The sequence below is a fragment of the Micromonospora sp. MH33 genome (assembly GCF_003013775.1).
In the GTDB taxonomy this organism is placed as follows: Bacteria; Actinomycetota; Actinomycetes; order Mycobacteriales; family Micromonosporaceae; genus Micromonospora; species Micromonospora fulviviridis.
The window spans coordinates 1-13,886 of the sequence record NZ_MUYZ01000180.1; the positions used below are offsets into that span (position 1 = coordinate 1).

Consider the following 13,886-nt stretch of genomic DNA (forward strand, 5'->3'; position numbering starts at 1 on the left):
GCGTCCGCGCCGAGCCGCGCGCCGCCGGCCGGTCGCCCGGCGCCACCCGCGCCACCGAGGGGGTACGTTCCGCGAGCCGCCCCGCGGCGGCCCGGCGTACCGCGGCCGGTGGCACGGTCAAGCGGCTCACCGCACCCCAACCCCGGCGCTTCACCGGGCGCGCCACCGTGCTCTTCGCGGTGCTGATCGCGCTCGCCCTGGCCTACACCTATCCGGTCCGGGTCTACCTCGACCAGCAGACGGACATCGAGCGGATGGAGGCGTCGCAGGCCGCCCAGCGCAGGGAGATCGAGAGGCTCACCCTCGAGGCGCAGAAGTGGCACGACCCGGCGTACATCGAGACGCAGGCCCGGGAGCGGTTCTTCATGGGCCGGCCCGGCGAGACGCTGCTGGTGGTGCTCTCCGACCCGGAGGGGGCCGCCAAGGACGCCGGCAAGGGCGCGAAGCCGGGGCCGCCGAAGCCGCCCGACCCCTGGTACGACACCCTGTGGTCGAGCGTGCAGGCGGCCAACGCCGAGCGCCCCGACAAGTGAGCACCGAGGAGAGTCAGAAAACCGTGAGCGTCGTACCACCGCAGGATCCGGCGGCGGAATCCGTACCCCCGCCGGAGCGCCAGCCGGCCACCGAGGCCGACCTGGCCGCGGTGGCCGCGCAGCTCGGACGCCCGCCCCGCGGCACCCGGGCGGTGGCCCACCGGTGTCCGTGCGGCCTGCCCGACGTGGTGGAGACGACGCCCCGGCTGGCCGACGGCACGCCCTTCCCGACGCTGTTCTACCTGACCTGCCCGCGGGCCACCGCGGCGTGCAGCCGGCTGGAGTCGGCCGGGCTGATGAAGGAGATGGCCGAACGGCTCGCCGGTGACCCGGAGCTGGCCGCCCGCTACCGGGCCGCGCACGAGGACTACCTGGCCCGCCGGGAGGCGATCGGCCAGGTGCCGGAGATCGCCGGCATCTCGGCCGGTGGCATGCCGGGGCGGGTCAAGTGCCTGCACGTGCACCTCGGGCACGCGCTCGCCGCCGGGCCGGGGGTCAACCCGTTCGGCGACGAGACCCTCGCCCTGGTGGAGAAGTGGTGGGCCGCCGGCCCCTGCGTGGACGTGCCCGCTGGGGAGTGAGATGACCGCCGCCGACGAGATCGTGGTCCGCCGCGCCCGCACCGCCGACGTGCGCGGCATCCGGCGGCTGGTGGACACCTACACCGACGACCGGCGGCTGCTCAGCAAGGCCACCGTCACCCTCTACGAGGACGTGCAGGAGTTCCGGGTGGCGGTCACGTCCGACGGCACGGTGGTCGGCTGCGGCGCGCTGCACGTCATGTGGGAGGACCTGGCCGAGATCCGCACGGTGGCGGTCGACCCGTCGTGCCGGGGGCACAAGATCGGGCACCGGATCGTCGGCGAGCTGATCGACGTGGCCCGCGAGCTGGGCGTCGCCCGGATCTTCGTGCTCACCTTCGAGACCGGCTTCTTCGGCTCGTTCGGCTTCCGCGAGATCGACGGCGCCCCGGTGCCGCAGCCGGTCTACGAGCAGCTGCTCCGCTCCTACGACGAGGGCGTCGCGGAGTTCCTCGACCTGGAGCGGGTCAAGCCCAACACCCTCGGCAACAGCCGCATGCTGCTGCGCCTGTGACCGTCGGCCGCTGCCACACGGCCGAGCGGCCGGCTCGACTGCCGTAGGGTGACAGCCGTGACGACTCGCGTGGCCGCCATCGACTGCGGGACCAACTCGATCCGACTGCTGGTCGCCGACCTGCCCGACCCGTCCGCCGGGCCACAGGCGCCGCTGGTGGACCGGAGCCGCCGGATGGAGATCGTCCGGCTGGGCCAGGGCGTCGACAAGACCGGCCGGCTCGCGCCCGAGGCGATCGAGCGCACCCGGGTCGCGCTCGCGGACTACGCGGCGGAGATCGAGAAGCTGGGCGCCGTGCGGGTCCGGATGTGCGCCACCTCGGCCTCCCGCGACGCGTCGAACGCCGCCGACTTCCGGACGATGGTCGAGCAGACCCTCGGCGTGGCGCCCGAGGTGGTCACCGGCGACGAGGAGGCCCGGCTGTCCTTCACCGGCGCGGTCCGCGGCCTGCCCGCCGACGCCGAACCGCCGTACCTGGTGGTCGACATCGGCGGCGGCTCGACCGAGTTCGTGGTCGGCACCCGCGAGGGCGGGGTCCGGGCGGCCATCTCGATGGACATTGGCTGCGTCCGGATGACCGAGCGCCACCTGCACGGCGACCCGCCCGGCCTGGACGAGATCGCCGCCGCGCAGGCCGACATCGCGGTCGCGGTGGACCGGGCGCTGACGGCGGTGCCCGGCCGCGAGGCCGCCACCCTGGTGGGGCTCGCCGGGTCGGTCACCACCGTGGTCGCCATCGCCCAGGGCCTACAGGAGTACGACCCGGCGCGCATCCACCACGCCCGGGTGTCGTACGACCAGGTCGCCCAGGTGACCGCCGACCTGCTGGGCAGGACCCGCGAGCAGCGGCTGGCCAGCCCCGTGATGCACCCCGGCCGGGCCGACGTGATCGGTGCGGGCGCGCTGGTGCTCCGGGTCATCATGGAGCGGGCCGGGATGCCCTCGGTGGTCGCCTCCGAACACGACATCCTCGACGGCATCTGCTACAGCATGCTGTAGCTAGGCGGCCCCGGGCAGCGTTGGCGCGCTGGTCCCGGGGCCTCGCCGGGAGGAAGCCCCGACATGACGCACGACTCTACCCACTCGCCCGCCGTAGGCGGCGCTGCCGCCGTTAAGGCCGTCCTACTGGCGTCCCGTGACCTCCGCCCCAATGAGCGGCTTGTGTTGGTGGCCCTGGCCGCCCACACCAACCAGGACGGGGAAGCGTGGCCGTCCGTCGCCACGATCGCTGAGTACGCGGGTGTCTCCACCCGCACCGTTCAGCGGGCCCTAGCGAAGCTGGTTCAGCTTGGCCGCCTGGTCGTGCGCCAGGTCGCCAACGTGGCTACCCGGGTTTACCGCCTGGTCGTGTCGGGGGGTGACAACCAGCGCCAGGGGGTGACAAACCGCCGCCCCGGGGGTGACAGCCAGGGCGTCACCCGAAGTGTTGAAGATCAAACGAAGTTGAAGGGTCGCGCTGACGCGCTCCGGCGATTCCTGAGCAGCAAAACCAAGAACCCCAACCCCAACCCCTCCCGTCCGCCGTACGGGCCTGTAGAGCGACGTGGGGCCGCTCTTCCGGTGGCTAACCGGGCGGACCACTGCCCGCGCCACCGGGGCAACTCCCGGACCAATTGCGGCCCCTGCCGTTCGGAGCGGCTGGCCGGGGGTGCCCGATGAACGCCCGCCGTATCGCGTCCATGGCCGGAACGGTGGCCGTCACCGTGGTTGCCGCCATCGGCAGCTACGACCACATGCGGACCCTGGCCCTTGAGGCGGGCCAAACCCCTTTCCTGGCAACGCTTTTGCCGCTGTCGGTAGACGGAATGATCCTGGTTGCCACCTTGGCCCTCGGAGACGCTAGGCGGTCCCGGTGGTCCGCCTGGTTGGCGTTCTTGGTCGGCGTAGCCGCGTCCCTGGCCGCCAACGTGATCGTTGCCGCCCCGGACGCTGTGGCCCGGGTAGTTTCCGCCTGGCCCGCCGTGGCCCTGCTGCTCACCGTGGAAGTGCTCGCCCGGTCCGGGAAGGGTCCCGCCGTAGTTCCGGCGGAACCTGTTGCCCAGCCTCAGGAAGCGGCCCAGGAAGCCCCGGAAGTAGCCGCACCTTCCGGGTGCGCCGAGGAATCCGCGGAGGGCCCCAGCGAGCCTCACAGCGGGTCGCATAGCCCGGAACCTGAGCAGCCCCGCCGGAAGCGTCGTCCGGCGGCGGAAACTCGCCGCCTGGCCGCCGTGATGCTGGCGGAACCGGGAGCTACCCGGGAACGGGTGGCTTCCGCCCTCGGGATCACCCCCCGGAGGCTGCGCCAAGTCCTCAACATGGCGTAGCGCGGAGAAGCGCCAGGAAGAGCCTCAGCGGCAACGCTGGGCCATTTTCTCGCTGGTCGAGAACCGCCGATGTCCGTAGGCTGGGTGATCGCCGTAGTGCTCGTACCGCAAGTGGGGAAGCATGCCGATCAACTACGCCTGGGTTCTGGACGAGTGGAACAAGTTTCTCGACATGACCGAGCGCATCAAGACCAGCGAGGCTGACCCCGACCGCAACGGCTTGGTTAAGAACGTCTACAGCTTCAAAGTTCCAGATGACGAGGTTAAGAAGCAGCTCGCCACGGTTCGGCTCACCTTCCAGAGGGTCTTTGAGAACTGGAAGTGGAGAGGATTCGGGTCGCTGAACGCGCAAGTCAAAACCATGCGCGACGAAATCCACGCATACCTCCCAATGATCGAGCGCAGCGAGGAGATCGAGGCGAACCTCAGCGTCGATGAGCCGGGTCCGCAGATTGCGGCGGATGACCTTCACCCCTGGGTATGGAGCGCGGCAAGACCGCATTGGGACAGCGGCAACGATCGAGCGGCGATCCATGCCGCAGCGGTCAACATCAACTCCCGCCTCCGTAAGAAGCTGGGCCGGTTCGATGTCTCCGAGAGCAAGGCTCTCCGGGAGGCGTTCAGCCTTGAGGACCCACAGCCAGGCCGTCCGAGATTGCGTCTCTGTACGCCCGACGACCCGGACCACTTCAAGAGCGTTCACGTCGGAGCTGTCAACTTCGGCTGCGGCCTGTTTGCGGGAGTGCGTAACCCTGTCGCGCATCTAACCGACGAGGATCACGATCTGTCGGAGCAGGAGGCGTTGGAGTGCCTCGCAGCCTTCAGTCTGCTCGCTCGCTGGATCGACAGGGCAGAGGTTCAGCAGAAGCCATACGAGGCGGGACCATAGGGCCGGGTGGGCGACCACCCGGCCCCCTGGCGGGCTACTTGAGGACGAGAGCCAGCACGGTGCCGGTGGCGACCAACAGCGCGGCCAGCCCTTGCAGGATCGGCGGCACTGCGTGCATAAGGTCCAACCAGGGCTTTCGCTGCTGGTCGCGGTCCGTTGTGTTGACGCTTTCCTCATCGGGGTCTACGGTCACGTTGGCTCCTTGGAAACACACGTTGACGGCAGGTAGGACTTACTTGATCAGCGTTGAGCCACCAGCAACGCCCGGGCCGCAATCCCGGGCGTTGCTCGCTTCCTGACACAACCTGCTGTCAGGGGTGGCTCACTGCTGCGGTTCATTGCACTGCCAACTTGAGCCGAGGTCAAGTTGGGCCCGCCGTATGTGCACCTTCCCTACCCCGTCGCCGAGCGTTCTAGATAGAACGGGCTGGTCAGCGTAGTTCAGTCAGGTTCAGTGCTGGTCAGTCATGGTCAGTGTTCCGGTCGGAACGACCACCCTGGCCCCCCTTCGCCATCTGCACACTCGGGCGTAACGCCTCCTTCCTCTCCCAGCCGGGGACTACGACAGCTCGCGGAGAGACATTAAGCACCTGGCCTCAGTGAATGCAAAGAGGGCCTTCTGCGCCGTGCGGAAACTACTCTCCGAATTGCCTGGTAATTCCTAAGGATTTTCAATAGACATCCCTATAGGCTTGAGCAAACATCCCTATAGAAACTCCGGGGCGTACAACCGAAAGTATGAGTCGGCCCTCCCCCCGTCCGCTGTTCATCATCTGCAAGGGCAGACAGGCCGAGCGGTGTGCGCTCAGGCAGGCTGCTACGCAGCGTTACTACAGCCCCTAGCCTCAGACCCTAGCCAATCCCCACGGGTGCCCATCCTGCTCTAGCGGCCGGTTCGCGCATCCGCCATCCTTAGGCGATGCCGCCTGCGACTCCGACTCCTCCAGCAACAGCGGGCACCTCTCCTACGGTCGGGGCGACGACATCCGTTCCCTCATCGCCGCCTGAACGCCCTCCCGGCACCACCGATACGCCCACGGCCGCCCTCATCGGCCTAGTGGGTGTCGTGGTCGGCGCACTCCTAACCCAGCTCTTCGCGGTTTGGCGGGAAAAGCGGCAGTGGGCCCGACAGGCGAGCATGATAATCAACGGTGGGAGCAGGAGCGAGAGGAACGCAAAGAGCAGTGGGCACGCGAAGACGAGTCGCGTTGGCATCAGGAGCGGTTGGCCGCCTATTCCACGCTGTTAAACAATATCGAACGATGGATTAGACTCGCCCGCCACGCCAAGCCGAGGGCCTATCTGGGCCAACGGGCAATTTCGCGGGAGAATGCCGAACTACTCGAAGCTGCCGTCGATGAGATTCAGAATGCGGCGATAACCGTAGAACTGCTCGCACCTGAACCGATTCGGGGGCGTGTGCGCGCCCTGTATGTGTCAACGTCCTTCTTTCGTATCGATTTTAGTGGCAACGTCAGAGAGAGGAGCGCACAGGAAGCGGAGCAAGATGCGGAAGCGACCATCGAAAAGGTGATTGAGAGGAAGAATGCGCTACGAAAGCTGATCCGACAGGAACTGAAGATCGAGATGCCCGCAGTAGGCGACGCTTCCGAAATCGCCAAGAACCCCGGGGCGTGACGGCCCCGGGGTTCTCTGCTTGGTTAGCTGGCTTAGGCAGCCGCGATGTGTTGAACCGAAGTCGGCTCAGCGACCGCAACGCCAGCCGCACGCATGGTCGCCCGGAACGCGATAACGTCCCGGTCAAACCCGTAATCCTCACTGACCTTGAGAACAACGTTCGCCCGCAGACCGAAGAACACCCGCGACGGGTCGCAGACAATCACGGTCTTAGCCGGAAGGTTGCCCGACACCAGCAGCGGGAGGCCCCAAGCGGTACCAGCCGGAGCCTGAGTCACCGCACCAGCCAGGTACGCGCCAGTCGAGCCGCCCTCGCGCTCCTTGCGTAGACCCTTAGCCATGTCCGGGGAAGCCCAGATGACGCCCGGGGTGCCGCCAGTCGCCTCAATGGCCGCGTACGCATCAGCGATGTCGTCCCACTTGACCGCGGTACCTGCAAGCGTGGTCTTGGTGTTGTTGCCAGTGGCAAGCAGACCCTTAAGGCTGCTGGTGCCAGTGCCGTTGAAAGCGGAAGCGTCAACCGAGCTAGCGATGTTCTTAGCCATCGTGTCCGCCAGGATGCGGCGGAGGTCAAGGGCCGAGTCCATCAGAATCTCGTTGGAGGCTTCCTGAATGTCAGCGAACTTGACCGCAGTGAAGTCGAGCGCGGCCCAGTCCGTGTCGCCCTTCGCAATCGCGGTGTTCTCCGCCACGACACCCGGGGTGTTCGTCGCGTTCAGCCGGGGCAGCCGGAAAGTCGCACTGTCGAACGGCACCACCTGGACGCCACCGCGCAGGAAGGCGGAAGTAGCCCGCAGCTTGTCAACCCACGAACCGCTGACGCGCTGCGGCACCGTGTAGCCGCCATCGGTCAGCGACGACTCAACAAGGGTGGCCCGCATCTCCCGGAGGGACGGCAGCAGGGCCCGCCACTCCATCGCATCGCCCCGGGCGTTGCGAGTCGCGTGGTTGATCCGTTCGAAGTCGCGGGCAAACGCCTCCCGTTGCGCGGCCTCAAAGGCCGCCTGGTCCCGAACCTCAAACGGGGCTAGCTCCGGGGTGTCCTCCGGCATCAGCGAATCAATCGCCTTGTTGCGGGACTCGATAGAGAGGCCGGGGTTGTCGGCAATCTCGGCGAGGTTGTGCAGCAGTCGGGCCCGCTTCTCCGCAAACTCAGTCTCGGCACGAATAGTCAAGGCAGAATCTCCAATCAAGAGCAAACAAAAATGCCGCCCCCGTGGGACGGCTAGGTATTAGGTATTCAGTTATTCGGCGTGTCTCTTCCTCACTTGGCGTTGAGAGCGTCAACAGCGGCGCAGGCAATCAGCGCATACACGCGCGACCAATCACCGTTCGCCTCGGCCATCACCTCGGCCCGCCAAGCGAACTCGGAAACGATCGCGTCGAGGTCGCCAGCGTCCAGCTCCCGGAACGCAGTAACAAGGTCATTCATTGGGTCCCCCCTCAAACAAGGGAAGGGCCCGGCCGTCGAAACGGCCGGGCCCCTCATTTCATGGACTACACCTATGCTTTTTAATCCCTCACGTACGACCAGCCATCGGGGAAGGCTTCAAGGAACGCCCACACTTCCTCAGAGGCACGGACAACACCCCGCGTTCGTAGGCCGGTCCGGCTGTGCCGCCGCTGCACAGGGCGGCCCGCACGCCGGGCCCGCTGGTTGTCCGCCTCTCGGATTTCCTGGCAGGCGGCGCTACACAACTCTTGCGGCCGTCCACGCCGGGGCGTCCCGGCGTCGAACCGTTGCGAGCACACCAGGCACCTACGCCAACGGCCCGCCCGGTTGCGGGCCCGCTGCCAAGCGGCCCGCCGCTGCCGGTGCAGAGCCTCACGGGCCGCCAGGGCGTCCAGCCAGACGGCGCACACGTCCCCGTCTTGCGGGTGCCCTTCCTGACACCCGGAGCACCAGCGATAAGCCTTCATCGGCTCACCTCGTCCAGCAGCCGCCGCCACTCCCGCCGCGTCTCCTGGTCGTCGGCGTAAATGTCCCACGCCTCAAGCCAGGCGTGTAGGTAGCCGTCATAGACGCGGCCCCACGGGGCCCGGTACGGGCTAGCCGCCGTAGGGTCCGCCTCGTCCTGATCGGCCACCGGCCCGGACACCTCATCAGGCTTGCTGGCCCTGCTACGGGCCTTCCGGTCGGCAGCGGCCCTACGCTGGCAGGCCACCTCGGCGCAGTAGGAACGGTTGCCGCTGACGTGCTTGCCGCACGCGCGGCACCTCTTGAAGTTGTGAATGATCGGCTCCTTTCTGAAAGGTGACAGGCGTCCGTCGCGTTTTCTCACTCTGGCTGTCACGCCGAATTTCAAGGTTTCTGCAGGTGAACCGCCGACTGGCTGCGGTTTGCGTCACGACATGTCACGAAGTCACGCACGCAAAAATGCGCCTAAGGACGGGGGTCCTTCCGCGAGAAGGTCCAGACTTTTGCTCTACCCCTGCCCGCCGGGTCGAGGGCGCCCAGGAGGATGGAAAGTGTCATCGCTGCAGGGTCAGGCAGTGGATCGACGGGTCCACCGTTCCGCCAGCTCGGTCGCCCCGAAAGGACATCTACCCCATTCGAGTTCCTGCACGTAGCGTTACGTCGTTGCGGAGGGTTTGGGCCCGAACGGTGGACGCCCTGGCCGCACACGGGGCGTGGAGGATTGCAGTGGAGATTGTCTTTCAGCTCTTCATGTGGACGTTCAAGCTGATGTACATGATGATCCGAATGATGTTCCAGCTTATGTTCATGATCGTGCGAGGGATCATGTCTCTCTTCTAGGACGGCTGGGGCAGCTCCCTCGGGCTGCCCTACGTCCGGTTGCCCCTGCCGTAGTTGCAGGGCCCGCACACTGGTCGTAGGTTCTCGATCGCGTTGGTGCCGCCCTTGCTGAGCGGCATTATGTGATCCGCTGTTGTTGCTGGCCTACTTCGGCACAGAATGCACGCGGGCCCGTCCGCCAGGACTAGGGCCCGGTTACGTCGGTACTCAGCCGTGTAGCCGCGCTTAGCGGCTGTCAGCGTGTGGACACGCTTAGGCTTGCAGTTAGGGCACCTGTGCCCGGTGCCCATGGGGATTAGCCGCTTGCATTTGGTGCAGGTGTTGAAGCTGATGATCCCTCCGTTCAAGATCAACGCGGGACGCTCTTGCTGGTATGCCTGTGTGGGTTGAGTAACGGCCACTACTTGGGCAGCCTTCAACGGCTGCAGTTTTCCCGTGGTGGGTAGAACCTTCCCGGAGTCCGAACGTAGGGAAGGTGTTAGTCCTTGGCTCCTTATGAACTCCGCCAAGGCAAACGAGAGTAGGACAGTTGCAGGGACAGTGACAGTCCATAGGGACAGTCACAGTGATAGGAACAGAGACAGAGATAGGTACTCCGCAAGTCAGCTACAGACAGCGACGCCGCGGCTCACTCTCTGCTCAGTAAGGCGGTTGATCCTGCCAGGGGTCGAACTCGCTGGCCGGGCCGGAACGGCCACTGGCGGTTCGTCGTCCGCCGAGGCGTATGGGTCGTTTACACGCCACGTCGGGGCCGTACCCCCGCCGCCAGCTCCGCCCCGGGAGCCCGCGTTGCCCACCCGCACCAGCCACCCAAGCTCACGGGCCGCCGTGATGAGGTCCTGAGCCTTCCGCGTGCTGACGCCCATAGCGTCACCCACTCGGCCGTACGTCGGCCGGATTCCGCTACCCCACGTCCCGTGAAGCGAAAACCGGATGATGAAAAGCTTGAAGTTGGCCCACGTTTCTTCGGTGGCAACGTGGTACTTCCGCGCCACCTCGGCCGCCTGGCCGTCACACGGCAACGGTTGCTCAAGTAGAGCCCGCTGCCAGTCGAGATAAGCCGCCGCTTGTGCGCTCCGTTCCGGCGAATACGCCATACGTCTTACCATCCTTCCGTCCTTGACTTCCTCAGTTGCGACGGCCCCGGCCGTCATTCGGAAGCGTGCCGTTAGCCCGCATCTCGATACGCTTTAGCTGGTTGCCTTCCTCAAGGGCAGAGACCAGCCGGACAATCAGCGCCGTAAGTTCACGGGTCATGTCTGTCTGCCTTCCTGTGTCCAGAGACAAAAGGGGCCCAATGGTGGGCCCCTGGTGTGGCGGTGTCAGTCTAGCGGGGGGTGTTACACCCGGAATCTTACTGCTGCGAACACCCTAGCTGCGGATGTAACAGGGATACTATACGAGTCCCAACAGGTCCGCGGCCGACATAGCTTATCGTGGCCCAACGGGTGGCCCGTTTAAACCTATTCAGGGAAACAGAAAGGCCCCGGCCGGGCCCTTACCGGGACACCTGGCCGGGGCCGTTCGGGGCTCTCCGTGGCTCTCAGGCCATTTTCGCTGGCCACACGGTCTTGCCGAACCTCGCCGCGTGCGCCTCCTGGCGGTGCATCGTCTCCAGGTCCTCCGGCTCAAGCGGCATCGGCCGTAGCCGTCCCCGCCGGTCGTAGGCGTGGACGTAGACGGGAACCGGGGGAGCAGGGCTAGACCCTGCCGGGAACACCCGGACCACCGGGAGAAGGTCCTTGAGGAACAGCCGCCGCTGCTCGATCGTGGCCGACTCCCACTGCTCCCGAGACGCGGGGCCGTACCTGGCCGCCCGTTCTTCCTGCTCCACTGTGCCCGCCAACGCCTCGTCAATCTCGGCAAGCCTCGCCTCAATGGCCGCCGTCCCTGCCTCCAACTGTGGTAGCCGGATGGCACGTCGGGCGTAGGAGGCTGTCAAGGCGTCAAGCTCTCCCTCAAGCTCCTTGCGTTCCGCCTCCAACACCCCACGGTCGGGGCCGTGAGCATCGGCGAGGAAGTCGGTGAAGTCCTCCACCATCAACAGGGAGGTAAGAATCTCGGTCACGTAGGCATCGATCGGCTCAGCGGAGATGCCCCCGAGGTGGCCGACACACTTATACGTGCGCCACCTCTTGGTTTTGTTGGCGTTCCAACCCGTGCGGAGCGGTGCGTCACAGACGCCGCAGCGGTAGATGCCCGCCCCGAGATACCTCACGTAGTTGCCAGCCCTAGACCGCGTGCGGGTCAACACCTGCACAACGTCCGTCCACTGCTCCCGCGTAATGATCGGTTCCCACTCACCCTTGATCAGCTCCGCTTTCCACGCGGGAACGCGTTTGCTCTGCTCGGGGGACAGGATCGTAGACGGCTGGTACTGGAGGTGCCCACAGATGTACGGGTTGGTAAGGGCGCCCTTCGCCGCAGGCCAAGAGTAGGGGCCCTTCGTCTTCGGGACGGTGTGCCCCCGGCGCGTCCACTCCCGGGCAACGTCAGACAGGGTGCCGCCCCTCATGACGTGATCCACGGCCCATCGGATCGACTCCGCTTCCTTCGGCACCACCGTGAGAGTCCCAGCCGCGTAGGTGTATCCGAACGGCCGGACCGTGCCCAACGGCCGACCACTGGCCACCCAGTGCCGGTTGCTGGCCTTCTGCCGCTCGGACTTCCGCTCAACCTCACCCCGAGCGATAGCCCCACGGATGCGGGCGTTCTCCCGGCCCCGGGAGGTAGTCAGGTCAAGCTCACTGCCCGCAGCGAACCAGACCGGGACCGCGCCAGGTTCAAGAGTGTTGATGAGCCCTTCAAGCTCAATGGGCTGCCGCACCAGCCGGTCATCATCACGGCACACGATCCGGGCCACCTGGCCCGCCCGCACGTCGGCAAGCATCCGCTCATACGCGGGTCGCTTCCGCCTGGCGTTGGACGCCGACCGGGACTCATCCCGGTAGATCAGCGTGTCCGTCCACCCGTTCCGTTCGCAGAGGGCCATGCACTCCGCTAGCTGTGCGTCAAGGGAGACGGAGCGGTCAGTCTGCTTGGATAACCGCAGGTAGATGGCGGTAACGCCGTTGCCAGGGGCAGGGGTAGGCATGTGCTAAATTCTATCGCAGATGCCGGACGGCATCGCCTGGTCCCTGGCCTGAGGCCGCCCGGTGTGATCGACATCGAGGACGCCCTCGACCACTGCCTCGCCGAGCTGGCAGCCTGCCCTGGTGACTGGGCCTGGCTGGATGCATATCGCGGTCTGCCGCGCTCGTGATCGAGGCCAAGGTGCGGGCCGTGGTGGCTCAGGCGATGGCCGCGATGTCCCGTCGTCGAAGTAGATGGCCTGGTGAAGCCGGCCGCCCAGGGCGGCGGCGAAGCGGGCCACGACCTGTTCTTCGGCGGCGAGGTGCGTGGGTCAGGTCCGTTCGGTGGCGAGGCGGGCGCCGAAGCCGAGCAACGCCACCCCGGTCAGGCCGTCCAGCCAGCGCCGGACCCGCCGCCGGGACAGCAGGTCCCGGGCCCGGTCCAGCGCCGCGACCAGGACCAGCAGGTACGCGAGTCCGAGCACGGCGTGGCTGAGGGCGAAGGCGAGCAGCACCCCGATCGGCGCCGCGCCGCCGACGAACTGGGGGAGCACGGCCAGGTAGAAGGCCAGCACCTTCGGGTTGGTGACGTTGGACAGGAAGCCCTGCCGGAACCCGGCCAGCGCCTGCCCGGGCATGGCGGCGGCGTCCCCGGCCAGCGGCGGGTAGTCGCCGCGCCAGGCCGACCGCCAGGCCTGCACCCCGAGGTACGCCAGATAGGCCACGCCGGCCCAACGGATCGCCTCGAACAGCGGCTGGGAGCGGACGATGAGCGCGCCGAGCCCGGCGGCGGCGGTCACCCCCTGCACCGTGTTCGAGGCGGTCACGCCGAGCGCGCTCCACCTGCCCCGCCGCCGGCCGGCAGCGAGCGTGTTGCGGGTGACCACGGCGAAGTCCGGCCCCGGGATCAGGATCAGCACGGTGGCGAAGGCCAGGAAGGACGCGTAGCTGCTCCACGACATGCCCCGAGCCTACGCAGCTACCATGTTCTTGACGGTACTACGCATTCCGCACTAGTGTGCGGAGCGTGGATACGACGCAGCTCCTCAAGGGCGTGCTCGACCTGGCCGTTCTCGCCGTGCTCAAGGAGGAGGACGGCTACGGTTACGACATCCTCCGCCGGCTGCGCGAAGCCGGCCTGGAGGAGGTCGGTGACGCCTCGGTCTACGGCACCCTGCGCCGGCTCTTCGCCGCCGGCCTGCTGACCACCTACGTGGTACCGAGCGAGTCCGGCCCCCACCGCAAGTACTACTCACTCAATGCCGCCGGCCGGGACCAGCTCGCCCGCTCCGGCAAGACCTGGCGCTCCTTCGCCACCACCATGGACGCACTGCTCGACGATCGGGGGATGGCGGCATGACCGTCACTGGGCAGGAGATCGCGGACTACGTCGAGCGGGTGCGGGCCGCCCTGGCCGACCTGCCGCCCACCGTCCGCGACGAGTTGACCGAGGACCTGCCGGAGCACCTCGCCGAGGTGGCCGCCGAGGCCGACGGCACGCTGGTCGACCGGCTGGGTGAGCCGGAGGCGTACGCGGCCGAACTGCGGGCCGCCGCCGGCGCCGAGGCGGGAGCCGGACCGGGGCGGCGGGGCCGGCGA

The 13,886-nt window shown here is 67.1% G+C and carries 14 protein-coding genes and 2 pseudogenes; 8 read left to right on the forward strand and 8 right to left on the reverse strand.

Annotation, left to right across the window (positions count from 1 at the left end):
- The 5 genes from B0E53_RS23680 to B0E53_RS23710 all read left to right on the forward strand — a co-directional run.
- Positions 1-533, forward strand: a 533-nt coding sequence (locus B0E53_RS23680; protein ID WP_107078073.1) for a septum formation initiator family protein, incomplete at its 5' end; no start/stop codon positions are given.
- 23 nt (positions 534-556) lie between these two features.
- Positions 557-1,114 carry a DUF501 domain-containing protein gene (locus B0E53_RS23685; protein ID WP_107078074.1) on the forward strand — a complete coding sequence of 186 codons (558 nt, stop codon included), beginning with the start codon at positions 557-559 and terminating at the stop codon, positions 1,112-1,114.
- A 1-nt stretch (position 1,115) separates the two neighbouring features.
- On the forward strand, positions 1,116-1,628 hold the full coding sequence (locus B0E53_RS23690; RefSeq protein ID WP_107078075.1) for an amino-acid N-acetyltransferase: 513 nt from the start codon (positions 1,116-1,118) through the stop codon (positions 1,626-1,628).
- 69 nt (positions 1,629-1,697) lie between these two features.
- The gene (locus tag B0E53_RS23695; RefSeq protein WP_107078076.1) at positions 1,698-2,627 is read left to right on the forward strand and encodes a Ppx/GppA phosphatase family protein; all 930 of its coding nucleotides are present in this window, start codon (positions 1,698-1,700) and stop codon (positions 2,625-2,627) included.
- A gap of 1,425 nt (positions 2,628-4,052) precedes the next feature.
- Complete coding sequence (locus B0E53_RS23710; protein WP_091311681.1) at positions 4,053-4,820, forward strand: TIGR02391 family protein; 768 nt, start codon at positions 4,053-4,055, stop codon at positions 4,818-4,820.
- A 34-nt stretch (positions 4,821-4,854) separates the two neighbouring features.
- Here B0E53_RS23710 and B0E53_RS37800 read toward each other — a convergent pair whose 3' ends face one another.
- Positions 4,855-5,013: a hypothetical protein gene (locus tag B0E53_RS37800; RefSeq protein ID WP_167544538.1), complete on the reverse strand. Its 159-nt coding sequence runs from the start codon at positions 5,011-5,013 to the stop codon at positions 4,855-4,857.
- A gap of 926 nt (positions 5,014-5,939) precedes the next feature.
- Here B0E53_RS37800 and B0E53_RS37085 point away from each other — a divergent pair.
- Positions 5,940-6,458: a hypothetical protein gene (locus B0E53_RS37085; protein WP_146167744.1), complete on the forward strand. Its 519-nt coding sequence runs from the start codon at positions 5,940-5,942 to the stop codon at positions 6,456-6,458.
- A gap of 32 nt (positions 6,459-6,490) precedes the next feature.
- Here the strand turns inward: B0E53_RS37085 and B0E53_RS23715 are convergent, their stop codons facing one another.
- The 7 genes and pseudogenes from B0E53_RS23715 to B0E53_RS23735 all read right to left on the reverse strand — a co-directional run bounded on the left by B0E53_RS23715 (position 6,491) and on the right by B0E53_RS23735 (position 13,249).
- Positions 6,491-7,633 carry a phage major capsid protein gene (locus B0E53_RS23715; RefSeq protein WP_107078079.1) on the reverse strand — a complete coding sequence of 381 codons (1,143 nt, stop codon included), beginning with the start codon at positions 7,631-7,633 and terminating at the stop codon, positions 6,491-6,493.
- A gap of 89 nt (positions 7,634-7,722) precedes the next feature.
- Positions 7,723-7,890, reverse strand: coding sequence for a hypothetical protein (locus tag B0E53_RS37805; RefSeq protein WP_168215395.1), 168 nt, complete (start codon positions 7,888-7,890; stop codon positions 7,723-7,725).
- Between the two features lie 484 nt (positions 7,891-8,374).
- Positions 8,375-8,545 (reverse strand): hypothetical protein, encoded by a 171-nt coding sequence (locus B0E53_RS37810; RefSeq protein WP_168215396.1) that lies wholly within the window; start codon positions 8,543-8,545, stop codon positions 8,375-8,377.
- A 1,799-nt stretch (positions 8,546-10,344) separates the two neighbouring features.
- Entirely contained in the window at positions 10,345-10,473 is a 129-nt protein-coding gene (locus B0E53_RS40205) for a hypothetical protein (RefSeq protein WP_281492903.1), read from the reverse strand.
- 286 nt (positions 10,474-10,759) lie between these two features.
- On the reverse strand, positions 10,760-12,310 hold the full coding sequence (locus B0E53_RS23725; protein WP_107078081.1) for a recombinase family protein: 1,551 nt from the start codon (positions 12,308-12,310) through the stop codon (positions 10,760-10,762).
- 216 nt (positions 12,311-12,526) lie between these two features.
- Positions 12,527-12,604, reverse strand: a pseudogene (locus B0E53_RS39600) (transcriptional regulator); the annotation flags it as partial.
- 15 nt (positions 12,605-12,619) lie between these two features.
- A complete protein-coding gene (locus B0E53_RS23735; protein ID WP_107078082.1) occupies positions 12,620-13,249 on the reverse strand; it encodes a LysE family translocator in 630 nt (209 codons plus the stop codon).
- Positions 13,250-13,314: 65 nt separating this feature from the next.
- Between B0E53_RS23735 and B0E53_RS23740 the strand changes: the two genes are divergently transcribed.
- A complete protein-coding gene (locus B0E53_RS23740) occupies positions 13,315-13,647 on the forward strand; it encodes a PadR family transcriptional regulator (RefSeq protein ID WP_107078083.1) in 333 nt (110 codons plus the stop codon).
- A pseudogene (locus tag B0E53_RS23745) lies at positions 13,644-13,886 on the forward strand (hypothetical protein); the annotation flags it as partial. The gene B0E53_RS23740 and the pseudogene B0E53_RS23745, both read left to right, overlap by 4 nt.

Bases quoted from the DNA above. Each gene is read 5' to 3' on its own strand.
- B0E53_RS23710 (WP_091311681.1), top strand. From the start codon at position 4,053: ATGCCGATCAACTACGCCTGGGTTCTGGACGAGTGGAACAAGTTTCTC.
- B0E53_RS23735 (WP_107078082.1), bottom strand. From the start codon at position 13,249: ATGTCGTGGAGCAGCTACGCGTCCTTCCTGGCCTTCGCCACCGTGCTG.
- B0E53_RS23690 (WP_107078075.1), top strand. From the start codon at position 1,116: ATGACCGCCGCCGACGAGATCGTGGTCCGCCGCGCCCGCACCGCCGAC.
- B0E53_RS40205 (WP_281492903.1), bottom strand. From the start codon at position 10,473: ATGACCCGTGAACTTACGGCGCTGATTGTCCGGCTGGTCTCTGCCCTT.
- B0E53_RS23725 (WP_107078081.1), bottom strand. From the start codon at position 12,310: ATGCCTACCCCTGCCCCTGGCAACGGCGTTACCGCCATCTACCTGCGG.
- B0E53_RS37805 (WP_168215395.1), bottom strand. From the start codon at position 7,890: ATGAATGACCTTGTTACTGCGTTCCGGGAGCTGGACGCTGGCGACCTC.